General features: G+C 27.2%; 27 protein-coding genes and 1 tRNA gene. 13 read left to right on the forward strand and 15 right to left on the reverse strand.

All coding sequences use genetic code 11. The annotated features are described in order from the left end of the window. Nucleotides 1–112 precede the first annotated feature (112 nt). The 6 genes from ETU08_RS08210 to ETU08_RS08230 all read left to right on the forward strand — a co-directional run bounded on the left by ETU08_RS08210 (nucleotide 113) and on the right by ETU08_RS08230 (nucleotide 2,748). Nucleotides 113–526: a M15 family metallopeptidase gene (locus tag ETU08_RS08210; RefSeq protein WP_146262550.1), complete on the forward strand. Its 414-nt coding sequence runs from the start codon at nucleotides 113–115 to the stop codon at nucleotides 524–526. Between the two features lie 6 nt (nucleotides 527–532). Beyond that, nucleotides 533–706: a hypothetical protein gene (locus ETU08_RS11900; protein ID WP_185145301.1), complete on the forward strand. Its 174-nt coding sequence runs from the start codon at nucleotides 533–535 to the stop codon at nucleotides 704–706. A 59-nt stretch (nucleotides 707–765) separates the two neighbouring features. Beyond that, nucleotides 766–1,272, forward strand: a complete 507-nt coding sequence (locus ETU08_RS08215) for a hypothetical protein (RefSeq protein WP_146262551.1) — start codon at nucleotides 766–768, stop codon at nucleotides 1,270–1,272. A gap of 81 nt (nucleotides 1,273–1,353) precedes the next feature. Beyond that, nucleotides 1,354–1,719 carry a hypothetical protein gene (locus ETU08_RS08220; protein WP_146262552.1) on the forward strand — a complete coding sequence of 122 codons (366 nt, stop codon included), beginning with the start codon at nucleotides 1,354–1,356 and terminating at the stop codon, nucleotides 1,717–1,719. Beyond that, nucleotides 1,706–2,254: a hypothetical protein gene (locus tag ETU08_RS08225; RefSeq protein ID WP_146262553.1), complete on the forward strand. Its 549-nt coding sequence runs from the start codon at nucleotides 1,706–1,708 to the stop codon at nucleotides 2,252–2,254. Before ETU08_RS08220 ends, ETU08_RS08225 begins: the two co-directional genes overlap by 14 nt. After that, entirely contained in the window at nucleotides 2,251–2,748 is a 498-nt protein-coding gene (locus ETU08_RS08230; RefSeq protein ID WP_146262554.1) for a thermonuclease family protein, read from the forward strand. The genes ETU08_RS08225 and ETU08_RS08230 overlap by 4 nt, the downstream gene beginning before the upstream one ends. A 6-nt stretch (nucleotides 2,749–2,754) precedes the next feature. Here ETU08_RS08230 and ETU08_RS08235 read toward each other — a convergent pair whose 3' ends face one another. From ETU08_RS08235 to ETU08_RS08255, 5 genes are all read right to left on the reverse strand, one after another. Further along, a complete protein-coding gene (locus tag ETU08_RS08235) occupies nucleotides 2,755–3,705 on the reverse strand; it encodes a BspA family leucine-rich repeat surface protein (RefSeq protein ID WP_146262555.1) in 951 nt (316 codons plus the stop codon). Between the two features lie 525 nt (nucleotides 3,706–4,230). After that, the gene (locus tag ETU08_RS08240) at nucleotides 4,231–5,502 is read right to left on the reverse strand and encodes a tyrosine-type recombinase/integrase (protein WP_146262556.1); all 1,272 of its coding nucleotides are present in this window, start codon (nucleotides 5,500–5,502) and stop codon (nucleotides 4,231–4,233) included. Nucleotides 5,503–5,693: 191 nt separating this feature from the next. Beyond that, nucleotides 5,694–6,095: a hypothetical protein gene (locus ETU08_RS08245; RefSeq protein ID WP_146262557.1), complete on the reverse strand. Its 402-nt coding sequence runs from the start codon at nucleotides 6,093–6,095 to the stop codon at nucleotides 5,694–5,696. A gap of 74 nt (nucleotides 6,096–6,169) precedes the next feature. Continuing rightward, nucleotides 6,170–6,565 carry a hypothetical protein gene (locus ETU08_RS08250; RefSeq protein WP_146262558.1) on the reverse strand — a complete coding sequence of 132 codons (396 nt, stop codon included), beginning with the start codon at nucleotides 6,563–6,565 and terminating at the stop codon, nucleotides 6,170–6,172. A gap of 18 nt (nucleotides 6,566–6,583) precedes the next feature. Further along, nucleotides 6,584–6,991 (reverse strand): hypothetical protein, encoded by a 408-nt coding sequence (locus ETU08_RS08255; protein ID WP_146262559.1) that lies wholly within the window; start codon nucleotides 6,989–6,991, stop codon nucleotides 6,584–6,586. A gap of 95 nt (nucleotides 6,992–7,086) precedes the next feature. Between ETU08_RS08255 and ETU08_RS08260 the strand changes: the two genes are divergently transcribed. Beyond that, a complete protein-coding gene (locus ETU08_RS08260; protein ID WP_146262560.1) occupies nucleotides 7,087–7,320 on the forward strand; it encodes a helix-turn-helix domain-containing protein in 234 nt (77 codons plus the stop codon). 376 nt (nucleotides 7,321–7,696) lie between these two features. Here the strand turns inward: ETU08_RS08260 and ETU08_RS08265 are convergent, their stop codons facing one another. From ETU08_RS08265 to ETU08_RS08275, 3 genes are all read right to left on the reverse strand, one after another. Further along, entirely contained in the window at nucleotides 7,697–8,131 is a 435-nt protein-coding gene (locus ETU08_RS08265) for a JAB domain-containing protein (RefSeq protein WP_146262561.1), read from the reverse strand. 145 nt (nucleotides 8,132–8,276) lie between these two features. Then, nucleotides 8,277–8,615 carry a hypothetical protein gene (locus ETU08_RS08270; RefSeq protein WP_146262562.1) on the reverse strand — a complete coding sequence of 113 codons (339 nt, stop codon included), beginning with the start codon at nucleotides 8,613–8,615 and terminating at the stop codon, nucleotides 8,277–8,279. 121 nt (nucleotides 8,616–8,736) lie between these two features. Next, the gene (locus ETU08_RS08275) at nucleotides 8,737–9,141 is read right to left on the reverse strand and encodes a hypothetical protein (protein ID WP_185145302.1); all 405 of its coding nucleotides are present in this window, start codon (nucleotides 9,139–9,141) and stop codon (nucleotides 8,737–8,739) included. A 317-nt stretch (nucleotides 9,142–9,458) separates the two neighbouring features. Here ETU08_RS08275 and gapS4a point away from each other — a divergent pair, with 317 nt between their 5' ends. Together gapS4a and gapS4b are read left to right on the forward strand one after the other, a co-directional pair. Then, on the forward strand, nucleotides 9,459–10,439 hold the full coding sequence (gapS4a, locus tag ETU08_RS08280; protein WP_221410547.1) for a GapS4a family protein: 981 nt from the start codon (nucleotides 9,459–9,461) through the stop codon (nucleotides 10,437–10,439). Nucleotide 10,440: 1 nt separating this feature from the next. Further along, complete coding sequence (gene gapS4b / locus ETU08_RS08285; protein ID WP_146262564.1) at nucleotides 10,441–11,547, forward strand: GapS4b family protein; 1,107 nt, start codon at nucleotides 10,441–10,443, stop codon at nucleotides 11,545–11,547. Nucleotides 11,548–12,249: 702 nt separating this feature from the next. Here the strand turns inward: gapS4b and ETU08_RS08290 are convergent. From ETU08_RS08290 to ETU08_RS08310, 5 genes are all read right to left on the reverse strand, one after another. Further along, nucleotides 12,250–13,521: a PAAR-like protein gene (locus ETU08_RS08290; RefSeq protein ID WP_146262565.1), complete on the reverse strand. Its 1,272-nt coding sequence runs from the start codon at nucleotides 13,519–13,521 to the stop codon at nucleotides 12,250–12,252. Nucleotides 13,522–13,558: 37 nt separating this feature from the next. Then, nucleotides 13,559–13,996 (reverse strand): hypothetical protein, encoded by a 438-nt coding sequence (locus tag ETU08_RS08295; protein WP_146262566.1) that lies wholly within the window; start codon nucleotides 13,994–13,996, stop codon nucleotides 13,559–13,561. 11 nt (nucleotides 13,997–14,007) lie between these two features. Further along, the gene (locus ETU08_RS08300) at nucleotides 14,008–15,066 is read right to left on the reverse strand and encodes a LysM peptidoglycan-binding domain-containing protein (RefSeq protein WP_146262567.1); all 1,059 of its coding nucleotides are present in this window, start codon (nucleotides 15,064–15,066) and stop codon (nucleotides 14,008–14,010) included. A gap of 168 nt (nucleotides 15,067–15,234) precedes the next feature. Then, nucleotides 15,235–16,098 (reverse strand): DUF3871 family protein, encoded by an 864-nt coding sequence (locus tag ETU08_RS08305; RefSeq protein ID WP_260391077.1) that lies wholly within the window; start codon nucleotides 16,096–16,098, stop codon nucleotides 15,235–15,237. A 189-nt stretch (nucleotides 16,099–16,287) separates the two neighbouring features. Beyond that, complete coding sequence (locus ETU08_RS08310; protein ID WP_146262568.1) at nucleotides 16,288–17,178, reverse strand: ATP-binding protein; 891 nt, start codon at nucleotides 17,176–17,178, stop codon at nucleotides 16,288–16,290. A gap of 285 nt (nucleotides 17,179–17,463) precedes the next feature. Between ETU08_RS08310 and ETU08_RS08315 the strand changes: the two genes are divergently transcribed. Continuing rightward, nucleotides 17,464–18,936: a hypothetical protein gene (locus ETU08_RS08315; protein WP_146262569.1), complete on the forward strand. Its 1,473-nt coding sequence runs from the start codon at nucleotides 17,464–17,466 to the stop codon at nucleotides 18,934–18,936. A 40-nt stretch (nucleotides 18,937–18,976) separates the two neighbouring features. Here the strand turns inward: ETU08_RS08315 and ETU08_RS08320 are convergent, their stop codons facing one another. Next, complete coding sequence (locus ETU08_RS08320) at nucleotides 18,977–20,191, reverse strand: site-specific integrase (protein ID WP_146262570.1); 1,215 nt, start codon at nucleotides 20,189–20,191, stop codon at nucleotides 18,977–18,979. Between the two features lie 196 nt (nucleotides 20,192–20,387). Then, nucleotides 20,388–20,461, reverse strand: a tRNA-Ile gene (locus tag ETU08_RS08325). 251 nt (nucleotides 20,462–20,712) lie between these two features. Here ETU08_RS08325 and lpdA point away from each other — a divergent pair. From lpdA to ETU08_RS08340, 3 genes are all read left to right on the forward strand, one after another. Continuing rightward, complete coding sequence (lpdA, locus tag ETU08_RS08330; RefSeq protein WP_146262571.1) at nucleotides 20,713–22,101, forward strand: dihydrolipoyl dehydrogenase; 1,389 nt, start codon at nucleotides 20,713–20,715, stop codon at nucleotides 22,099–22,101. A gap of 156 nt (nucleotides 22,102–22,257) precedes the next feature. Further along, nucleotides 22,258–22,635, forward strand: a complete 378-nt coding sequence (locus ETU08_RS08335) for a DUF5684 domain-containing protein (RefSeq protein ID WP_185145303.1) — start codon at nucleotides 22,258–22,260, stop codon at nucleotides 22,633–22,635. Nucleotides 22,636–22,688: 53 nt separating this feature from the next. Then, nucleotides 22,689–23,267, forward strand: a complete 579-nt coding sequence (locus tag ETU08_RS08340; RefSeq protein ID WP_146262572.1) for a Maf family nucleotide pyrophosphatase — start codon at nucleotides 22,689–22,691, stop codon at nucleotides 23,265–23,267. The last annotated feature ends 14 nt before the right edge of the window (nucleotides 23,268–23,281 follow it).

The following is a 23,281-nucleotide window of genomic DNA, read 5'->3' on the forward strand; positions in this document are numbered from 1 at the left end:
GAATTTTTGGGCTTACAGATCGTAAAAAGAATTCCGGAGCTTTCTTCTTTTTTACTCAAAAAAAGAGAGGAAAAAAATGAAAAGAATCCTTTAAAAACTAATAATAATTAAAATGGCAATATTTAGTAAAAGATCAAAAAACAATTTAAAAGGCATTCATCCAAATTTAGTCAAAGTGATGAATGAAGCTATTAAAAATACTCCGATTGATTTTACCATTACAGATGGTATAAGAACTACAGAACAACAAAAAGAATTATATGCAAAAGGAAGAACTAATCCTGGAAAAATAGTAACCAATGCAGATGGAGTAAGAAATAAATCTAATCATCAACCCAAAGCAGATGGTTATGGATATGCTGTTGATTTATACCCTTATTATAACGGTTCTGTTCAGGTAAATGATGATATTAGATTGCGTACTATTGCTTCTCACATTTTAAATACTGCTAAGAGTTTGGGAATTAGAATTGAATGGGGTGGACATTGGAAATTTAGGGATTATCCTCACTTCGAATTAAAATAATGAGTTATGAGTGAATATATGCAAATTTTAATAGAATCTGACGAATCAGGTCATGATTATATATTTCCTATTTCTTTAAAGGATCAATGGGAGGTTTTAAAGAAAAGAATTGAAAATACTGAGGAGTATTCTGATGATTGGTATGATGCTATAGATGATTTTTCTGATGTATTTGAGTAGTATAGACTGGGTGGAGCTAATGACGCTGAACTATTTGTAAAAAATGAATATTTTGATACATGAAAATAGCAATTAAATTTTTTCTTTCCTTGTTTTTAGTTATAATGCTTTTCTTTTTCTTCTCTTGTAATACCAGAAAAAAGACAGTAACTAAGGAAAGTATTAAAACTATTCATGACACTTTAATTAAAAGAGATAGTATTTTTATAGAAAGGGAGAAGGTAATTTATTTGCCTTCTTCTAATTCTTCTGTAATTCCTAATCCTTGTAATGAGAAAGGAAAATTAAATCCTATTAATGAAAATATTAAAACTCCTTTTGGAAATGTTCATGTAAGCTCGGACGAGAAAGGGAATCTAAAAATAAAAGCTACTACCGATAGTATTCAATCAGTTTACGAAAAACAATATCATGATCAAAATAAAAAACAATTACAAAGGATTACGGAACTGGAAAGGGAAAGTCGTAATAAAGAATACATCCCTTTTTATGGGTGGGTGCTTTTTATAAGTTCTGTGTTTTTAAATATAATTTTAATAAAAAGATATTTTTTCAATACAATATAGATAAATATGCTAATGTATTATAAAAATCAACCCCATAATAAACTAAATTTAAAATGTATATTTGCTTATTAGTTTAAAAAAATGGCTAAAAAGGCAGATTCAAATATAGAAGAGTTAAAAAGCAAAGCTCCTTCACAAAACATAATAGAAGTTCCTTCAAGTTATAGTATTGTAAAAAATTTTTTTAATTTCCTCAATACTGTAAAAGGCTTTATTACAGCAATTAGTATTATCATAACATTTTTTATCGGTATTTATTCTTTCGGATATAAAATGGGAAAATCAGAAAATGATAAAATATATAAAGACTCTATTAAAAATATGAACATTAACTTTAAGTTCATTTTAATAAATGAAAAAGAAAAATGGAAATCTGAAAATGAAGATAGACTAACTATTGAAGAAATGAAATTATTTTTTAAAAATTATAATAATGAAAAAAAATAAATCAGCGTACATTTGTATACTTCTAATTATCTTTAATGCTTGTTTTATAATTGTATTATCTATTTTAAATTATCAAGCAGAAGAATATAATGCACATCTTGAAAACCAGATATTATTAAAAGATTCTCTCATAACACAAATACAAAAAAATGACTCTATAAGGGATGCAATAGATTCATCTAAAAATGAGATTTTAAATCTTGTATTTAAAAAAGGAAAATCTGAAAAAAATATATCTTTAGATGAAATGATCAAATATATAAATGGTTTAAATGATTCTTTAGATTTTTATAGGACATTTTATAAATTCTCGAAGAATGATGCTAATTACTCTGTTAAAAAAGAGAAAAATATGATGATATATAGTTATTCTAAAAAAGGAATACCATTAAATATTTATAAGTATGCTTTACAAAAATATGATATTAAAATATTAGAATCAAAAAATAAATATGCTATAAGTGCTCCAAAGTTAGATTTAGCATTAGATTTCTATAATTGCCATAAAATAAAAAATGATTCTATAAAAAAATGAAAGCCTTATTTATATACTCCTTCTTTTTTATATCTTCTTTACTAATTGCTCAAAACCTAATTGGAAAGGTAATAAAAGTAGCAGATGGAGATACTGTAACTATTATCACTGATGAAAATGAACAAATAAAAATTAGATTGTTTGGCATCGATTACCCAGAGAAAGGACAAGATTATTCTAGTAAAGCAACAGCTTTTACAAGTTCTTTTTGCTTCGGTAAAATAGTGAAAGTAACTCAAAAAGGTCTTGATAGACATGGCAGAGTTTTAGGTATTATTTTAATTGGAAAAAAGAATTTAAACGAAGAACTTCTAAAAAATGGTCTAGCTTGGCATTACAAATACTTCGATAAAACTCAGAAATACTCAGACTTAGAACAAGAGGCAAAAAAAAATAAATTCAATATCTGGAGCATGAATAACCCTACCGCTCCTTGGGATTTTAGAAAAGCTAAAAAAGAAAAAACTCCTTATAAATATTTTGATAATAATTAAAATATTCTAGCCTTTTTCTTCAAAGAGGGTATCTTTAAACATATCAGTTATATCTATAGCCTTACTTAAATTTAATTGAGGCTTTTTAGTTAAAGATTTACAACTATTAAACATACCATTAAAATTAGTACCCTTAGAAGTATCCAATTTAGGTAGAGAGTTTAATGAGAAGCACTCTAAAAACATATAACTAAAATCTATTCCATTAGATGTGTCTAACAAAGGGATAATGGTTAGGGAACTTGCTCCAAAAAACATAGAACTAAAATCAGTACCCCTAGAAGTATTTAGAAAAGGTATTGTTGTTAGAGAAGTACAGTAAACAAACATTCCGCTAAAATTAACTCCATTTGATGTATCTAACTTAGGGATGGCATCTAAGGACTCACACCCCCAAAACATAGCGTTAAAATAAATTCCTTTTGATGTATCTAATAGCGGAATACTAACTAGGGATGGGCAAACATAAAACATAAGACTAAAATTTTTTCCATTAGAAGTATCTATCAAAGGAATACTGGTTAGAGATAAACAGTCAGACAACATATAGCGAAAATTAACCCCCTTAGAAGTATTTAGTAAAGGTATAGTAATTATGGATTCACAGCCTTCAAACATATAGCTAAAATCAGTTATATTTTGGGTATTAAATGAAGGAATTTTTTTTAATTTAGTTGCAAATCTAAACATCTTTCTAGCTGAAGTTAACTGTCCCCCATCCGATACATCTGGCAAATACTCTTGCTCTTTTCCTAATTCTGTGATTTTAAGCCCTACCTCACCTTCCACCCAATCGTCATATGGTTCAGAGTTTCTCTCTGTTCTCCACTCAAAATAACCTGCATCTACCCAAGCTTTTTGGATCGTAGGTAGTTTCTTTAAGGCTTTTCCCTCCTCCTTGCCATAGCTATTTAGAAAACAAAATAAACAAGCAAAAAGAAACCATAGCTTTTTCATAGAGAACTGTTTTTATTACTCTATAAACCTACAAATTTTATTTATTATAACTAAATAAAAAAGAGCCTTATTTCTAAGGCTATTCCATTTAAAACAATAAAAAACGACTAAAGAACAACTAACCTAGTAGCATTATAATAATAACTCTTATATAAAAATTAAATTTTTCTTTTTCTCCATTCATTAAGAAGCTCTCGTATATTCTTTACCCCGAATTTTTTACACAAGCTTTCTACCATTTTTTCTAAAGTCCTGGGGTTCGATGGATGTATATTTCTTTTCTCAAAATATTCAGCAATCTCCTTTACCGTAAAACCCTCATTCAGAAGATCTAAAATCTTTTCATCCTCTAATTTTATATCTAAAAAAAATCAGATTTATCCTTTATGCAATCTGGGGAATATACCTATCCGTTAAAAATAAGATGGAAAGCTGTTTCCTATTCCTTTAAATCCTCTGGTCCCTTAGAAACAAACCCATGAATTATATAATTATCATAATATTTTTTTAGAAGAAAGGGTTTAATTAAGCCCTTTCTTCTAAAAAATCTATTTTTAAGTTTTTTAATTTTTCTCTTTCTCTTTTTTTCTTATTTATCAGGTATACTGAATTGGTTATGTTTGGGGTGGTATGTGATGCTAATCTACTGGAAATATTTTCATAGTTTTCTGAACTTGCATCTACTTTATCTAAGAATAGGTGCTTTAATGAATAAAAGTCAGCGGTTACCGGGATTCCTTTTTCATCTTTTTTCAGGTTAGATTTTTCTATTATTTGGTTATTATGGATGACCATTTTAGATTTTATGTGATAATTCCATCTACGAGTGATTTGTACTGGATCTATAGTTGTGGAGCCTGGTTTTAATTTAATTGAAAATAAATAGTCATTAGTTTTTGCTTGATTGATTAATTCTATCCAAAAAGGCAAGGCATCCGGTAATATAATTTTGATTGTTTCTGTATGCTGTCTTCCTTTTTCTATAATCACTTTATATTCTTGTTTTTCTATATTTACATCGCATTTTTTTATTCTAAGTAATTCTGAGCTTCTGGCTCCTGAGTAAAAGAATATCATCATGTATCTATAAAAATAGGGTTGTTCTTCTTTTAGGTATTCGGCTATTTGTTTTAGGTGTTCTATTTCTAATGTTTCTCTTACTTTTTTTATGATTTTTCGTTTTCTTATATCTCTGGTTAGGTTGTGTTCGCAGCAATCGTATTCGACTAATTCATTGAATAGGGAGGATAGGTAAGATCTAAATTTATTAAAGTAGTGATCGGTAAGGTTTAGGTATTCTAAAATGGTTTTAAGTTCACTTCTTTTGAAATCTTTAATTTTTATATTCAACATTCTAAGTTCTCTGGCTCCTTTTTCAAATCTATTAATTGCTATGCGAATTTCATTAAAGTAATCTTTGGAAACTGATTTTTTAAGTTTATCGTGAGATAGTCTAAATGCTTCTATAATGTTTAAATCTTTATGAAGTTCATTTTTCGGTTTTTCTATTTCACAAAAATTTCTTTTGGTAAAGGGGTTATATCCCAGCTCTTTCAAAGCTTTTAATTCATCTTCATAAATAAGTTTAGTTGCATTTCTACGATCTTCTAAATTGGAATATTCATTCATTCCTTTTATAACAACCTGCTTGGGTTTTGGAAATTCAGGATCGTAAAAATAATAATTGATGTACCACTTCTTTTTTAATAAAGACTTTCCTCCTATTTTGCAGTTTGAAGGATAAACTGAAGGAGTACTACATGAACAGCCATTTGGAAGTAAAATTTTTTTTCTCATTTGTAAACTTCAATTTCATTAATCTTTTTATTAACCTTTGAAGCTACAATGCTAAAAATTATATTTTTTAAAAAAGCCTGAAAACATTATGTGGTGCAGTTTTCAGGCTTTTGTGGTCCCACCTGGGCTCGAACCAATAATTATACATATTGATTGTTAGGTACTTATAAGCTTGATTAAATTATATATGCCTAAAAGTATGCCTTATTATGTAAAGGAAATACAGCATAAATTAAATTAGATACTCCATATAAAAAATAAATAGTATTTTCATTATCTGCTATCAATAAGGTTTTAATAGCTTCATTATTTTGTGATAAATTATTGTTTTTAAATTCTATTTGTAGTCTATCATAAAATTGTTTAAAATCATTTACTTTAATATTTAAAAAAGTTAAAATCACTGCTACTAATCTATCCAAAATAAAAATAAGTTCCGTTTTATCTGTAGGATAATTCATAAAATAATTAAACTCCTTACCTATATATAAATAACTATCATACCCTTCTAACCTATCAGGTAATATTTCCAAATCAAACTCCCAGTTTTCATATTCCATTCCTAACTGAAAAGGTATATTTTTTTGTTTCATTGTTCTGACTTTTATACATAAAAAAACCATCTGTTTAGAGATGGTTATAATTCATTTAATTTATAATTATAAAGTTATGGTAATAAGGCAATTCCGTATCCACCTGTATATGTAAATGAATCTAAATATAAGAGTTTAACTTCTCCATCTTCATATTTTACAAAATAATATTCCTCTCCTTTTTCATCTAAAAGTTTCATATACTGAAATTCAATTCTATCTTTTGTATTTCCTTTTTCAACTTCAGAAACACGATAGTAGGTTTTATTATTGCCATTGGCAAAATAGATTTTAATATTATTGTTTTCCCCATAATTGAAAATTATTGTTACATTCCCTTTTTGGATAATTCCAAGTTCTCCATCTTTTATAGTAGAAAATCTTGTAAAATTCTCTGTAAATTGTCTTATTTCCTGTGCATTTATGAGGAATGAATTTAACAGTAAGAATAAAATGCTTATTTGTTTCATAAATTTTATTTTAAATTATTATTCTGCTATATCACTCATTCCTATAGTAAATAGTATAAAACCAAGAATAATGCATATACTTCCAATAATTTTCAAAGTATTCTTATTAAAAATCATATCAGAAGGATAAAATATGAATCCAATGAAAGGAATTACATAAAATGCTAATCCTAAATTTAAGATTATAGCTATAAGCCAATTTATTTCTAATCCTTCTATTAAAGGAAATAAAGAGAATAGAAGACTACTTAGAAAGTAAAGAATAACACTCAAAGATATTTCAGAAAGATTTCCATTGTATTGATTATAAATTAGAGCCTTATCAGGATTATATTTCTCCATTCTTTGAAATCTTCTAATAGTATCTTTATAAAGTGTTAAAGGAAGGTGAAATATAATTACAGAAAGTATACATAGTATTTTCATTATTAATATTTTTAAATTATTATTTCGATATTGCCATATATGGCATTTAATTTAACAAATATAAGAAGCAACTTTGACTTGTCAAATAAGTCAAGTTGGAAAAAGATAAAATTCTAAAAATTATTGGAAAAAGAATTAAACAGGTTAGAGAATCTAAAGGATTTTCTCAACTTGAATTAGTGGGAAAAATGCTGGGAGATATAGATCCTACCAATATTTCCAGAATAGAGTCAGGAAGAACCAATCCTACCATTTATACTCTGTATAGAATAGCGGAAGCTTTGGAAGTGTCTCTTGAGGAGTTGGTGAGTATTGAAATTTCAAATTAGGCTATTAGGCAGTTATCTATTGAAAACCTGCTATTTTCTTAACTAATTTAAAATACCGAGATTAAAACTTTAAATAATTGTTTTTTATATTCTTTTTCTTTAAAATTTAGCTATAACTATATTCTATGGTCTAGAGACACCTCTGTTTCAATTCTATATATATTGGGTATATGGGGTTCTCTTACTCTCTCCTACTGTTTTTTTAAATATAAAACTCCCAACATAATAGAATTAGGATTTTATTCTGTTTTTTTTATCTTTTATAGATTCATAAATTGGATAGGATCTGGGGAAGTTATTCTATAGAAGTATTCTATCAAGCTAAAAAAGTGATAGAGTGATGTTTTTTAAACTTTTTTATATTTACTTTTATTTTTTATAGATTTCCTTGGTCTGCAAAGCTATAATAATGTTCTTTAGCAATAATGATGTGATCCAGTAGAACTAATTCTAATAGACTACAGGCTTGTTTTATTTTTTTAGTTAGTTCTTTATCTTTTAGGGAAGGTTTGTTATTTCCACTGGGATGGTTATGGACTACTATAATGGCAGAAGCATTGGTTTTTAGAGCTGTACTTAGTATTAGTCTTATGTCTACATAACAGGCTGAAATTCCTCCTTTAGCTAGGCTATAATAACCTAACACTATATTAGCTTGATTCAAATAGAGTACTTTTACTTCTTCTTGTAGTTCTAGGGTATTCTTATTCCAGATGGATAGGGCTAAATGATAAAGTTGTTCACTATTTTCTAATTTAATTTTTTTTTCGTTTTTATTGGTATAGGAGACTTTTATTTCAGATGCTTTCATGATTGTATTTTTTATATAGATTGAATATAGTGATATGGTTATATAAGCAATAAGTAGATATTTATTTTTAAAATAAAAGTTTTCTAAAAAAGATCACTTTAGCACTTTTTAGTAGACTTAGATTATAGATTAGTTATAGTATATTTTAGTTTTCTTCTTGCTCTAGGGATAAAATAAAGTCTATATCTTCAGGATGGGTAATTTGTTTATCTGAGAGCATTTCCAGTAGTTCTTCTTTAAAGCCTTCTATTCCTTTATAGGGGGTAGTGTGGAATAATTCCAGATTTCCATTATAAACCATTAAGACTTGATAGTCTGCATTGGTTAGAAATAGCATTCCACTGCAATGATTAAACATAATAGTAACTTCTTGTTTTATAAAGGATTCTGGAATTTTATATTCATTGTAAAGAGTTAAGAGTTCTATAACTAAGGCTAATTCTCTATAGCCAAAGTTTTCTAAGTTAGTAAGGGTAGATATCATAAGTGAGTAAATAAGTAAATAATAAAAAATCCTTCCATTTCTGTGAGATTACTAAGTAGGGTAAAAACAAAAGTGGAAGGAATTAGTGAGTAATATTCAGAGATATTTATATTAGAAGAACCTAAACTACTAATTCTTCATTGGTTTGAAAGGAATGATTTTCTGCTAGTTCTCTTTGTACATAGGAAGAATGATTCTGAGTTGTAGATTGATTGGGAGAAATAGCAGAGTTATTTTCTGGAACATACTCATAGCTATGACTAAGTAAAATTATTTCTTCTGTATCTTTGATAGTATAGGAATAAGGTTCACATTCTACTTTTTCTATTTTTCCTTGTATCTGAGTTCCTATAAGAGCTTGACAAGTAGGTTCATCAAAGGTAGAAGGTAAATAGGCTTTTTTGGCTGTGGCATAGAATTTTCCTGTGGTCTTGGATTGTATCATTTCTATTCCTCCACTAATTTCCAGAATAAAGAAGTCTTGGTTATCTTTTTGTCTTTTTTTGTAATTGATAATGGTTACCATGATTTTTGTGTTTTTGTGTGAATGTTTTAAGTTAGATTGGTTTTTAATAGAATTTAGGTTTAGTAGTGAGTTTCAGCTATCACCTTGAATTTATTTATGGTTCTGAAAGGTTTTGTTTATTTTTTATGGGCGGGGGGAGTTTTTCCCTGTAAATCAGTGGGGGGCTTTCGTATAGGGTGGTTTGCGCTTTCAATTTTTTTTAGAAAAATTTTTAGAAAAAAAATAAATATATTTATATTATTTTAAAACTTTTATTTATATTATTTATAATCTATTAATATCTTTTTTTATTAAAAAAATATTAAAATAAAATTACTTTGTATATTTATACCTCATTTTTTATATTTAATAATGTAGTCATGGGTGAATGGTCTAAATCTATAGGGGAAAAAGGTGAAAATATTGTAAAATTTGTATTTGAAGATATTCTAAATTTTAATTCACTAATAGAAAATGAATCTATAAATTGTATAAAAGGCTCAAAACATAAGGATAAAAAAGCTAAGTCTAATAGAACAACACATGGAATAGATGGATTAATATCTTATCAAAGCCCATTAGAGGATTATTCTTTAGATATTGGTATAATTTCTTCAAAATACGTGGTTGATGAATACCTTAAATATCCTATTAGTTTATTTAAAGCACATTTAAGAGATTTAGCACAATCCATTGAGTGTTTTAATCACTCTAAATTAAAAAATAATATTAATCGTAATTTTGCAGGAATTAATAAAACAGAAATATTTGGAATTCTAGTATGGTTATCAAATACTAGTGATTTAAATTTTGATTTAGTTTCTAAAGTTGATAATATTTTGATAGATAGTGATCTTGTATTTGATAAAATAATATTACTAGATAACAATAAAATTAACTTTTTATATGAAAGTATTTTCAGGAATAAAGAGGTATTTGGTGCTGAAAAAGTTGATTTTGTTTATCATAATAGTGGCTTAAATTTTCTAGCTAGTCAAAATAATTATTATGGTAAAATATTTCCATTAAATTATCTTTATTCTGATATTATACCATTACGAATTGAAGATAGCAATAAAATTATATTATCAATTTTTATTAATGATGATTACCAAGAGGAACAATTATCACAAATTTTACATTTTGCAAAGTCATTTGATCACTTAAATGCTGTTGATAAAGTGACTATCAAATATCGAAGTTATGATAGCTTAATTAATGAAAAATCTGTAAAAGAAAAACTTATAAAGTTTCCAAATTATAAATTGAATCAAAATTTAGAATTAAAAAAATTTCCTTCTGATTTTAGAAATAGTTAATATGAAAAAAGAGCTTTTACCTCAAGGTGATTATATAAGACAACTTCTTATAAAATCAAATGTATCAAATTCGAATATTAATCAAATGTTAAGAGAGAAAGGAGTTTTTCTTGGACATAATGAAAAAAATAATTCAGTTCCATTATTAATGAAAAGCATAATAAGTCCAAGGGATTATGAAATTTTATATAATACACAAAAAACTAAAGAAGAAACTATTAAATATAGAACATCTTCAATAAAATGTAGTTCAGATTTTGACTTTACAGATCTTTTAGAAGGTAATATTGATTTACATAATTTAATTATTGAAAGGCATACATATAAACCTAATTATAAAATAATTGGTAATCCCTCATTTTATTTTGAAAATGAAAATACAGCTATATTCGAATATAATATAGAAAGAGAAAATATATTAAGTGATTGGACGAATAATAAAACTTATCATTCCGGAGCTATAACTTTAAATAAAATATCAGATGTAGATATTCAAATTTCAGTACAGCAAAATTCAACTTCTAAAGAAACACTTGAAGTTAATAATATCCTAATGAATATTTTAAAAGAAAAGATGCAACAAAAATCAATTATCACTTCAAATGAAGATATAATAACTGTAAAATTTAACCATTTTAATAATACATCAAGAGTCAAATTTTTTTATTCTTTTCTTAGTGATTTTAATATTTATCTTGAATTTAAATCAATTACGGATATTGATCTATATTTAGATGAAAGTATTGTAAGTCATGAAGATGTGAAAATATTTCTTGATGAAATTGATAATTTAAAACTAAATGGAAAAGGATTACAAAATCATTTACTTTTAAGAGATGAAAAATATTTTCCTAAATTAATTTTCGGATCTATAAAATTAAAATATAAGATAAATTACAAAAGTATTGAGGGAGGAGCTATTATAGACTTAGGGTTTCCTGATTATGTTAAAAATAAAGATGAAAATTCTGAATTCCAATTTTCTATAGATTTAATTCTAAATAAACAAGATAGACAATCTAGTATTGAAAATAAAATTAGAAAAAAATTATTGGATTTGTTTGAAATAAAAAAAGTTGAGAGTTATGAAAGGTTAAAAATAATATAGAATGTAGTGGGAAAGGTATTAATAAGTTTGATAATAGTATTTTCTCTTATTATACAAAGATTTGAGAGTAATATCTCTAATGAGAAATTAAATAAAAAAATGTTGAACTATCACTTCATTGTAAAAAATCACTTTGATTTGATTGTCAGCTCCAACTATAATACTGTTTCGAAAAAAGTAATAGGAAAATAGCTCTCTTTTTTATTTGTCCTACTTGCAATTATTAATTATATAAGTATTAGTATATTCGGGAACGATTCCGAAAATGTACTTCTTAAAAATCGAGTATTATTTATATTATCTGTTACAACACTACTATCTTTGTATGGATTTATAAGCCCCAAATGGGATTTATTCATTATGATAACCATCGTTTTTTTAAGTGGTGGCCTTTTAGGATTATTTTATTTAATGAAAATTACAATCCTTATATTTCTCAATATACAACAAGTGGAAAAATATTTATTGCAATTTGTATAATTATTGCAATAGTTATACTTTTACTTATATTTGTTCTATATCATTTTATATTTAAAGTAATTTCATATATTTTTTATTTTATTCTCAAAAATTATTTTAAACTATGTTTATATCTTAATCCTCAAAAACCTCTTAAACCTTTTGTTATAATAATAGAATTATTAACCATAATTTTTATACCAATATTTAGCTTATTATAATATTAAAAAATAATAATAGGAATTAATCTTTAGCAATAACGCTTATACTATTAGTAGCATCTTGGATAGCTGTTTCTGCTAATTTTCTTCTTGCATTTTCAGAAAAATAACCACTAGCTAGAGGAACAAAAAATAGAGCAATAGCTGAACTTTTTTGAGCCAATGAATTTTCATTTTCTAAAGACCATTTATTATTATATAGCTTATCATCTATGTGAGATATACCATTATCCCTCATGGTAGGAGTAATCCTATTTTGATTATAAATGCTATTTCTACGCATGGAATCATACACATGTTGATAATTTGGATTAGTTTGTATTTCTGACCATAAATTCCTAGCTGTTTCTGAGTTCAATTGTTGCCTACTCATAGAAACTAGCTCTCTAAATTTAGCTAATAATACTTCATCTTGTATAACTACTTGTCCTGTTTTATATAATACAACAGCATCTTCTAATGTTGGTGGCGCTAATGTTGATGCATTATCTTTTAAAGTGTTATAGGTTTCTTCACCTATGGTTACCATATTACTACAATCTTTCTTTTCAGCTTCATTTATTCTCTGATAAATTTCATTATTTGCATAATTATCATTTCCTCTCATTATGCTACTTTGTACAGATGACATAGCGTAAGTTGTAGCAATTCCTGCATAAGTATATGGAGAGCCAAAAGCACCAAAAATCTTTCTCATACTATTAGTAAAAAATTGTAACCCAGAGCCAGAAGTGGAAGCTATTGGTTTTCCTAATAAATATCCTGATGCAATAGCTCCAGCAGTAATAATTGCTGTTTCTTTTATATTTTCATATGCAATAGATTTTGCAGCCTGACTTGCTACATCATAACTAATCATAGGTTGTAGTACACCGCCACTTTTACAAGTAAGCATGGATTCTTGGGTAATAGCTTCATAACCATTAAAATATACTGTTGTTTTATAGTTTATCCATTTCCCTTCTTTCAAAGGAGAAGAGCAATCATGAGTTACTATAGTTATAGTAGCTCCAGCAATTAAAACTACTGCACATATACCAGCTACAGCCCATCCAATAGGATTAGAAGCTAAAATTAGCCCTACAGCTAACCCTGCTATTGCCATCCATAAATTCATTGGCTTTTTACAGATAAATTTTTCATTTGTATTTTTATCCTCTACAGTTAAGAGTGCTTTATCTTTTTTGTAAAAAACAGAAACTTTATTTCGAGTAGGAATTAATTTTTTAGGGTCTGTATTTTCCTGATAGGTACAAACTACATAAGTGTCTTTAGATATATATGATTTACTCATTTTTACTAATAGATATAATTTTTATAGGGCTATATATTTAAAAATAAATAAGTTTTTTATCTAAATAATAAATACTTTTTTGATAATCATAAGTATATCCCTCATCATCTGTTTGTATGATTTTATACACTACTTTTTTTAAATTTTTATCTTGAGGATTATTTCGTAAAACGTTATTTAAGACATCTAATTTTTTTTCAATTTCTCCATCACTACTTTTTTTATAAGTTTTGATAAATTCTTCAAATTTATACTTATATTCAAAAAGTTCTTTTACTATTTCTTCTTTATTGGTAATTTCATAAATAGGCTCTCCCGCATTTTTTTTAACCTCAACTTCACTAATACCTAATTCAGCAAATTTAAAATTAGGAGTTTCATGACTTTTTTCTTCTTTATTAAAATAGTAACAAAATATACCTACTAATCCTGCCAGAATAACAATAATAATTAAGGTATTTTTTTGTTTATTCATAAATTATATCTTTAAAGTTCAACCTTTTTTAATTCATACTTAGTAACAGTAGCATAATTATTTTTTATTTGTTCACTTATAGAAGCAGTTGCATGAATCATTAATCCTGTTTTATTCTCTATAACATAGGTTATCCTGTAGATATAATCAAACTCAGTAAAAGAATATTTAATTAATGGTTTATACATCTCATTATAGTATTTAATTAATATAGCTTCATCCAAATTTTCTTTAACCAAAGTACCAACTAATCTATAAGTAGTTGATAAATCATCTTCTGATACTTTAGTATTTATAACTTTAATTTTTAATTTTACAGTAGGATAAATTTGAGATTGTTGTTCTATTATATAATCATTTAGTTCATCTTCTAAATTAGCCTTTAATAGAATATGGTAAAATAAATTTTTATCAAGTATATTGGAAATTTCTTCATTATTTGAAAATTCTTTATTTCCATTTTTAATAAAATTCTTAATAGTATCAGGGCTTCTTTTTTCTAGTTCTTGAAAAAAGGGAATATTTTTAACTTCATTGTTAGAAAAAAAATCCCAATTTTTTTTTAATTCTTTCAAGTTATATATTTGTGATATTTTACCTAAATTATTTTGAGTAAAGATTATTTTCTTTCGTAAAAATTCTACTTGTTTAATTAACTCGAATGCTTCACCTATTCCATCTGGTTCAATAGAAGTTATATAATCTTCTAAATTTATTTTAAAATACTTTTTAGAATCTTTTTCTAAAGAAGAAAGTAAATATTGTGTTTTTATTTCACAAGAAAAATGAGGTTTACCATCAACGGTAACTAGATTATTTTGATTGCATCTATAACGGGCTTTTTGAGTAAAGTTTTCTAATAAGTTATTATTTTCTTGCTCTGTTTTTATTTTTTTAGTAATAGGTACCTTAATTTGTTGTCCATATCCTACATAAGTACTTCCAAAAGGAACTTTGAAAAATCTAACATTTGGATTTAAGGATTTAATATCCTCCGGGGATATATTAAATTTTTCTGCTATAGATGATAATTTCTCCTCTTCATATACTGTATATATTTTATATTCCATAATAATAAGTTTAACAAATAACTCTTCAAATGTAGGTATTTTTGTTCTTTTTTGGATAAACTTTATTTTTATTTTAGTATTAATGGGTGTATTGGTTGCGATTTTATTTCTGTTAGGTAGTTTTTATGGTATAAAAATCCATCCTATAGACATATAGGATGGTCTTAATCAACTTAAAAACCAATGGTAAGACTTATCTATCATGGTCTTTTGAATGCTTTTAATAAAATTCAACGCATTTACATTTCTTTCCAGAAACCTATCAATATAGCTGGATTTATTGGATTGGGTAAATAAGTTATATGCTTTCCATAAATTGATATCCCCTACTGAATCCCTGCAAAAACTCTCATCCTGATAATAATCTTTTGCAATGTTAGTAAACTGACTATCATTGAAAGTTAATTCGGAGATTTGCAAGTTCTCTTTTTCTTTTTTAGGTAAATGTTGATACAATCTTGTTTTTCCTAATAATTGAGCAAATTGTTGTTCTGTTAAACTATATTCAGGGAGTTGTTTCATCTGATTGAGATGCTTTTCTGCTTCATACTTTTGTAATACTTGTAGAATACTATTTTGTAGTTCTTGGTAGGAAGAAACTCGCATATTCTCTACATATCCATCTGAGTTTACACATAAATTACAACACACTAAATTCTGGAATCCAATAAAAAACTTAAACTTTTCCATAAACTTTCGGTTATATAAGTTTTCCTGGTTGTAGGCTCTTACTCCTCCAATAGTTAATTCTAAAGGATTTTCTTGTATATCTTCTGTAATGCTTGGTATTCTGATAATAAATGCCATTCTTTCATAATAAATGGTTTTTTCATGGTCTAATAAATCTTTTGCATTTTTATGGATTGCTTCGGTTATTCTTCCTTTAATTGGATGAGATACCCTAATTTCTGGAATCTCCAAATTATGACAAGAAAATATCTTGCTTATACACTCTTGTGTTATTTCTATAAACTTCTGATGGGCTATAGTTTTTTCATTATCTTTTTGAAAATACGGGTATAATACAATCATTTTTTTAGATGATAGAGGGTTGCTTTTTCTGTATTAACTTCTATAAAAGGCTTGGGTTGATTATTTGAGAAAATAAATTATTATTAAATTAACATTATTATAAATAAATTATTTTCAGATAAAGATTTCTCTATTATGTTAGCATTTTTTATAGATTTAATGTAAAAAGCTTCTTCTGGTGAAACTGGTTTAGTGATTTTGAGTATGTCCATTGGTTGAAAAGTTTTGAGGGTTGGTTAATTGGGATAACAGTTTTTTCTTCTCCATAAATACATGGTTTAGATTATTTTGATATTCCGGGTATTCTTTATAGAGTTCAGATAAATCTGAAAGGCTGGTGCAAGACTCTATTTTTTGGTAGACTTCATTTTCAGATAGCTTAGTATAAGGAGAAGACTTTACTGGTAATGAGCCTTGATTGCACCATTCCAGAATTCGTTTTCCTGTGTAGGTATTGATAACAAATTCGGGTTTTCCCTTAAACAATCCTGTCCTGTCTTTAGAGGAAACTGCAAAGTGTTTTATATCTACATCAAAGACTAAGGTAAATTCATAATCTAGTCCATCCCTTTGTACTGCTTTTAATCCTACTTTTTCAGGTATATATTTGCCACCTTTTTGGTTTAATACATAATCCTGCTTGGTTCTCATAGTGGCTATTACATGGGCATTACATTGTAAAATCTTATTAATAAAGGCTTTTTGCCTGGGAGTTACTTTTGTCCAGTTGGTAAAAGAGTTTCCTGCCAGTCTGGAATGAAAGTCCAATAATTCACCCCATGCATGGGAAATACTGTCAATGATAATAACTTCCATTGTTGCCTTTTCACATACCTCAATAGCTTCTATATATTTTTCTGGTGTAAAGGGGGGAGTTAAGGAAAGTACATTATAATTGCCCAAATGGGCATATAAATCAGCACTTCCATTTTCTGTATCTATGATAGCTACTTTGAAGAAGTTTCCATTGGTTAATCCTTGGGCAAGAAGTAGACTTGAATAAGTCTTCCCACTTCCTGCACTTCCTTGTAAAGCCATCTTAATTTTTGCTATTTTTCTTTCTGATGGTCTGAGTTGCATATTGTTAAATATTTAAAGGTTAATTTTATTACGAATGATTTTAATTAGAAATGAAAAAGGTTAATAAAAAAAATCAATTCATTGATTATCAGCATAATACATTTTTTGTATTAAAATATTTAATTGTTATTATAATTAATGAAAAATATCTTATTATCTTTGCCCTATTCTTGTATGAAAAAGCAAGTAGTTAAAGAAATCTCTTAGAAATTGTCATGATTTGTTTCTAAGTTATTCTCTTGACCTAATCCTACAAAGGATTAGACCTCCACCAAGGAGGGGAACGTGCAAACCAAAGTTGTTGCTCATACTGTTATCCAGAATCATGCTGGAGAGTTACATAGAATAAATCCTGATTTAACAGTTCAGGTAAATACAGAAATACCAAAGAGTTTAACTCTTTATATCCCTGAAAATTTTGATATGGATGATTTGGTAAAGAAAAGTCCACCAAATTTCAAGTATCATAGGGATTGTTTTATTTATATTATTCATCTTCTCACTGATACCCCAAGCAGGAATAAAGATGAAGAAATGTATTATGTTCCTTTATATAGTACCTTACTTCAAAGAAAAGTAAGAGATTATAGAAAGTATCTTGATTATTTAGTAGCTAACGGAGTATTTTATGAAAATAGACAATATTTAAAAGGTGAAAAATCAAGGTCTTTCAGATTTACTAAAAAATACCAAACCCCTGTAAAGCCTGTGATTATTACAAAATATACACTAATCAAAAGCATTTTAACGTATATTAATGTAAAAACTTCAGATAATGACAATAATGATTGTTGTATTGAGTATAACCTCTTAGACTATTTAAGTTATTGGTTTTCTACAGGAAAATTGACAGTTGATTTTAAAAATGCTGAAAAATATTTATGGGATTTGTATGAAAAAGATAAGAAAAATCAATTCAATATTTTTTCATCTGAAGGAAAGAAGATTAATCCAATGGCAAGATTTAATTGCCGTTATATTGTTCTTTTAAAGCTTTATAAACAACAATTCCTTAGTACTGTTGACAGTACTGCTGGAAGGTTTCATACTGTTTTAACACAATTAAAAAGTGATTTAAGACAATTTGTAAGTTATAATGGACAAAAATTAGTTGCTATAGATATTGTAAATTCTCAACCTTATTTATCTTGTGTGTTTTTTAATAAACAGAAATTTATGAGTAATGAAGTTTTACAAAAAATACAATCATATAACAAGTCTTATAATAAAAAGAATTTATGCAATTCTCTAATTGATAAAGTTGAAAATGCCCATAAGTTAAAGTCTGTAAATCAATTTATTGAAATTGTAAAATCAGGAAAATTATATGAGAAATTTGGAGAGTTACTTTTGGAAAAAGGTATTCTTAAAGATAGAGATAATATAAGAATACAGGCTAAAAAAATTGTTTTTAGTTCATTTTTTAGTCCTAATCAATCTATTGCATATAATAATGCAATAGTAATTTTCAAAGAACATTTTCCAGATGTTTATGAAATTTATAGAGCTATTAAACAAAGCAGACATAGAACTTTAGCTTGTACACTACAAAATTTAGAAGCTAATTTAGTACTTCATAAAGCTTGTAAAATAATTTCAGAGCAAAGACCAGAAATTCCTTTATTCACTTTGCATGATGCTATCATTACAACAGAGGGAAATGAAGAATATGTTAAAGAAATACTTTATGATATATTACTAAATGCAGTAGGGATACCGCCAACATTAAAATTTGAAAGGTGGGAGAAAGTAGCTTAAAAGGCTATTAATAGTAAAATGAGAGGTTTAAAAATATCTCTCATTTTTCATTTAATTTTCCTTTGAGCTTTAAAATATGCTCGCTTACCTTCTTCTGGACTACTTTTGCATAATGCTCTTGAGTAATAGTAATTTTGGAATGCCCTAAAAGCTCACTCACAATTTCCATAGGAACATCATTATAGAGTAAAACTGTAGTAGCAAATGTTTTTCTTGCTATATGGTGGGTGAGATTTTTATTAATACCTATTATATCTGCTATTTCTTTTAAATAGGAGTTAAACTTTTGATTGGATATTCTAGGTAATAGATAAGTATTTACATCAGAATTATATTTCTCTATTATGTTAGTACTTTTGGGTAAAAGAGGTATAGATATTTCTTTTTGTGTTTTCTGTCTATACATTTTAATCCATTTATTTCCATCAAAGCCTTTTATTATATGTTTAGATTCTAAAGTACTCATTTCTTGATAGGCTAATCCTGTATAACAACAGAATATAAACATATCTGCTACTTGTTGTAATCTTACTGCTTTGAAATGATAGTTCTCCAGTTTACTTAGTTCTTCAGTATTAAGATAGATAACCTGTTTTTTAATATGCTTTACTTTATAATCAGAAAAAGGGTTTTTATCTAAAATCCCTTGAGAAATAGCTATTTTAATAATCTTTCTAAATCTTTGTATAGTTTTATTAATTGTTGCAAGAGCAAGGTTCTTTTCTGTCTTTAGGAAAAATTCATAATCCTGTATAAATTGCAAATCTAAATTTTTAAAAGGATAATCATTTTTATTAAATTGAAATTTAATAAACCCTTTAAGTAATTCAAAAGATTGTTTAAACTTCCATAAAGTACCTATTGAATAGTCTTTGCCTATCAATTTCCCCATCTTATCATTGTGTTCCTGAAAGAGTTTTAAAATGGTTTTATCTTCTTTTATAGGTTTTCCAATGTATTGTAGGTAAATATCTTCTACCTCATAATTCTTTTCCTGAATTTGCAGAAATAAAAAAGCCTGATTAATCTTTTGTTTAATCAGGCTTATCTGTATATTGATAAAGTTATTAATTTCATTTGGTGGATGAACTTTTTGTTGTTTGCTATTCCAATTGTTTGGATTAATAAAGATTCCAATTGAAAATATTTTTCTTTTACTTTGAAAGGTTATTCTACATCTTAAAGGAGCTACTCCTTTTGAATTTGTATTAATTTTATCTAATACAAATAATATATATAATTTACTGTTATTCATATTATTATAAAATTTATAGGGTGTGCCTTTTATAAATTAGGGTATGCCTTTTTCTATGCCTATTTCTAACTAAAAAAGAAATAAAATAAAAGTGACGTTATGTAGAAATTAATGTAATAAGCTTGATAACTTGCTCATTTTCAGGCATAAAAAAAGCCCAAACATTTTAGATAATTTGTTTGGGCTCATAATTATGTGGTCCCACCTGGGCTCGAACCAGGGACCACCTGATTATGAGTCAGGTGCTCTAACCAACTGAGCTATAGGACCAGTGCTGATTAGCGGTGCAAATGTACTATTTTTTTTATTACCTGCAAATTTTAAACGTAAATTTTTACTATATATTTTTATTATTTAATCCCAAATAATTACTTTTAGACTTTTCATTAAAAAAAAAATTCAATAAACAACTGTTAAACTGATAATTACAAATTATAAATTTTGAGTTTTAATAAAAATATTTAAAAGGTTCCTAAAAAAGATAATAAAAATTATAGTATTTTTGTCTATAAAAAAGTATAATGAATTACGATATAATAGTTATTGGAAGCGGACCTGGTGGATATGTTACTGCAATTAGAGCTTCTCAATTAGGTTTTAAAACTGCTGTCATTGAACGTGAAAATTTGGGAGGAATTTGCTTGAACTGGGGATGTATCCCTACGAAAGCATTAATTAAAAGTGCTCATGTTTTTGATTATATTAAACATGCCGAAGAATATGGACTAAATAAAGTAGAGGGTTCTTATGAATTTTCTAATATTATAAAAAGAAGCCGAGGAGTTGCTGACAAAATGAATAAAGGAATTGGCTTCCTAATGAAAAAAAATAAGATTGACGTAATCTTAGGAAATGCTAAAGTGAAAGCTGGAAAAAAAGTTGATGTTACAGATTCCGAAGGAAAAGTTTCTGAGTACTCAGCTTCTCACATTATTATTGCAACTGGTGCAAGATCTAGAGTATTGCCTAATCTTCCACAGGATGGAAAAAAAATAATTGGTTATAGAGAAGCTCTTACTCTACCTAAACAACCCAAATCCATGATAGTTGTAGGGTCTGGAGCTATAGGTATAGAATTTGCCTATGTTTATGCTAGTTTAGGTACGAAAGTTACCGTAGTTGAATATTTACCTACAATTGTTCCTGTAGAAGATGAAGAAGTTTCTAAACATTTAGAAAAATCACTTAAGAAACAAGGAATAGACATAATGACTAATGCTTCAGTTGAGAAAGTAGAAGATCATGGTGAAGGAGTTAGAGCGTCCATTAAAACTTCCCAAGGTGAAATAACTTTAGAAGCTGAAATTGTATTATCTGCAGTAGGAATAACTGCCAATATTGAAAATCTTGGACTTGAAAATGTAGGTATCGCTACTGACAAGGGCAGAATTCTTGTTGACGATTTTTATAAAACCAACGTACCCGGTTATTATGCAATTGGTGATGTAATTCCAGGACCTGCACTCGCACATGTAGCCTCTGCTGAAGGTATTTTATGCGTGGAAAAAATTAAAGGTTTAAAAGTTGAGCCTATAGATTATGGTAATATTCCTGGATGTACCTATTGCTCACCAGAAATAGCCTCAGTGGGTATGACTGAGAAAAAAGCTAAAGAAGCCGGTTATGAATTAAAAGTAGGAAAGTTTCCATTTGTTGCTTCTGGTAAAGCTACTGCTAATGGAGATACTGATGGTTTTATCAAAGTTATTTATGACGCTAAATATGGAGAATTATTGGGTTGCCATATGGTTGGTAACGGAGTTACTGATATGATTGCAGAAGCCGTTGCTATAAGAAGATTAGAAGCCACAGCGCATGAAGTGCTAACCACTATTCACCCACATCCAACCATTTCAGAAGCATTTAAGGGAGCTACTGAAGCCGCCTACGGTGAAGCCATTGATTTATAAGAAAATACTTAATTAAGAATCTATAATTTTTAATAGATTTTTAATTATAATTTAATAATATAGAATGTATATTTTTTATTATATAAAATGATTTTTTTTGTTCAAGTGATCTAATTATTAATATCTTTGAATAATTAAAATAAATATATATAAACAATGAATAATTTAGTCGTTTTAATTATTTCGGTAATTGTTATAGTTTCTAATTGGAAACTATATGAAAAATCTGGTCATAAAGGCTGGAAAGCAATTATTCCTATTTATAATTTATATGTCTTGTTCCACGAAATTAATAAAAGACCTGCTTGGTGGATAATTTTACTACTTGTACCCATAGTAAATATAGCAGTTTTAATAATTGTTTATATGGATTGGGCATTAAAATTTGGAAAAAGCAAAGCTTTTGGAGTTGGAATGGCTCTACTACCTTTCGTATTTCTTCCTATGTTAGCATTTAGCGATGCTACCTACAATGACGGTATAAAAAATGATATTCTTGATAGTTTAGGTGAAATTGGAAAGCAAGACCAATAATTATTTAATATATTAACAATAAAGCTACTTTAAATTTAAAGTAGCTTTTTTTAATGAATAGAATGAAAATTCCTTATAATATAATTTTAGCCTCACAATCTCCAAGAAGACAGGAGTTATTAAGATCTCTGAACATTTCGTTTGTTTGTAAACCTGTTTTAGTAGAAGAAACTTATCCAGCGGGATTAGTTGCTAACGAAATTACAGAATATTTAGCAAAAAAAAAGTCATCCCACTTTGGAAATGTAAAATCTAAGGATCTACTTATAACGGCAGATACCATAGTTTGGAATAAAGATCATCCCTTAGAAAAGCCTAAGAATATTGAGGAAGCTAAAAATTTTTTAAGAGAAATATCTAATACTGATCATACCGTATATACTTCAGTTGGCTTTACTACTTCTGAGGGTACTAAAATTTTCACCGACAGTGCTAAAATCTATCTTTCTGAGTTAAGTGATGAAGAGATTGATTTTTATATAACCAATTATCGTCCTTTAGATAAAGCAGGCTCTTACGGTATACAAGACTGGATTGGATTATCTAAAATTTATAAAATTGAAGGTTCTTATTATACAATTATGGGACTTCCAACACATATCGTTTATGAATATCTTAAAAGTATAAAATAAAAACCTTCATTTTA

Origin of the sequence: Apibacter muscae (assembly GCF_007845635.1) — a bacterium.
Classification (GTDB): Bacteria; Bacteroidota; Bacteroidia; order Flavobacteriales; family Weeksellaceae; genus Apibacter; species Apibacter muscae.

Coding starts and splice junctions, on each gene's coding strand:
- ETU08_RS08310 (WP_146262568.1), bottom strand. CDS start 17,178: ATGCAACTCAGACCATCAGAAAGAAAAATAGCAAAAATTAAGATGGCT.
- ETU08_RS08275 (WP_185145302.1), bottom strand. CDS start 9,141: ATGGTAACCATTATCAATTACAAAAAAAGACAAAAAGATAACCAAGAC.
- ETU08_RS08290 (WP_146262565.1), bottom strand. CDS start 13,521: ATGAGTAAATCATATATATCTAAAGACACTTATGTAGTTTGTACCTAT.
- ETU08_RS08255 (WP_146262559.1), bottom strand. CDS start 6,991: ATGAAAATACTATGTATACTTTCTGTAATTATATTTCACCTTCCTTTA.
- ETU08_RS08225 (WP_146262553.1), top strand. CDS start 1,706: ATGAAAAAAAATAAATCAGCGTACATTTGTATACTTCTAATTATCTTT.
- ETU08_RS08300 (WP_146262567.1), bottom strand. CDS start 15,066: ATGGAATATAAAATATATACAGTATATGAAGAGGAGAAATTATCATCT.
- gapS4b (WP_146262564.1), top strand. CDS start 10,441: ATGAAAAAAGAGCTTTTACCTCAAGGTGATTATATAAGACAACTTCTT.
- ETU08_RS08240 (WP_146262556.1), bottom strand. CDS start 5,502: ATGAGAAAAAAAATTTTACTTCCAAATGGCTGTTCATGTAGTACTCCT.
- ETU08_RS08270 (WP_146262562.1), bottom strand. CDS start 8,615: ATGATATCTACCCTTACTAACTTAGAAAACTTTGGCTATAGAGAATTA.
- ETU08_RS08335 (WP_185145303.1), top strand. CDS start 22,258: ATGAATAATTTAGTCGTTTTAATTATTTCGGTAATTGTTATAGTTTCT.
- ETU08_RS11900 (WP_185145301.1), top strand. CDS start 533: ATGAGTGAATATATGCAAATTTTAATAGAATCTGACGAATCAGGTCAT.
- ETU08_RS08320 (WP_146262570.1), bottom strand. CDS start 20,191: ATGAATAACAGTAAATTATATATATTATTTGTATTAGATAAAATTAAT.
- ETU08_RS08340 (WP_146262572.1), top strand. CDS start 22,689: ATGAATAGAATGAAAATTCCTTATAATATAATTTTAGCCTCACAATCT.
- ETU08_RS08295 (WP_146262566.1), bottom strand. CDS start 13,996: ATGAATAAACAAAAAAATACCTTAATTATTATTGTTATTCTGGCAGGA.
- ETU08_RS08250 (WP_146262558.1), bottom strand. CDS start 6,565: ATGAAACAAATAAGCATTTTATTCTTACTGTTAAATTCATTCCTCATA.
- ETU08_RS08245 (WP_146262557.1), bottom strand. CDS start 6,095: ATGAAACAAAAAAATATACCTTTTCAGTTAGGAATGGAATATGAAAAC.
- lpdA (WP_146262571.1), top strand. CDS start 20,713: ATGAATTACGATATAATAGTTATTGGAAGCGGACCTGGTGGATATGTT.
- ETU08_RS08265 (WP_146262561.1), bottom strand. CDS start 8,131: ATGAAAGCATCTGAAATAAAAGTCTCCTATACCAATAAAAACGAAAAA.
- ETU08_RS08210 (WP_146262550.1), top strand. CDS start 113: ATGGCAATATTTAGTAAAAGATCAAAAAACAATTTAAAAGGCATTCAT.
- ETU08_RS08305 (WP_260391077.1), bottom strand. CDS start 16,098: ATGATTGTATTATACCCGTATTTTCAAAAAGATAATGAAAAAACTATA.
- ETU08_RS08230 (WP_146262554.1), top strand. CDS start 2,251: ATGAAAGCCTTATTTATATACTCCTTCTTTTTTATATCTTCTTTACTA.
- ETU08_RS08220 (WP_146262552.1), top strand. CDS start 1,354: ATGGCTAAAAAGGCAGATTCAAATATAGAAGAGTTAAAAAGCAAAGCT.
- ETU08_RS08215 (WP_146262551.1), top strand. CDS start 766: ATGAAAATAGCAATTAAATTTTTTCTTTCCTTGTTTTTAGTTATAATG.
- ETU08_RS08235 (WP_146262555.1), bottom strand. CDS start 3,705: ATGAAAAAGCTATGGTTTCTTTTTGCTTGTTTATTTTGTTTTCTAAAT.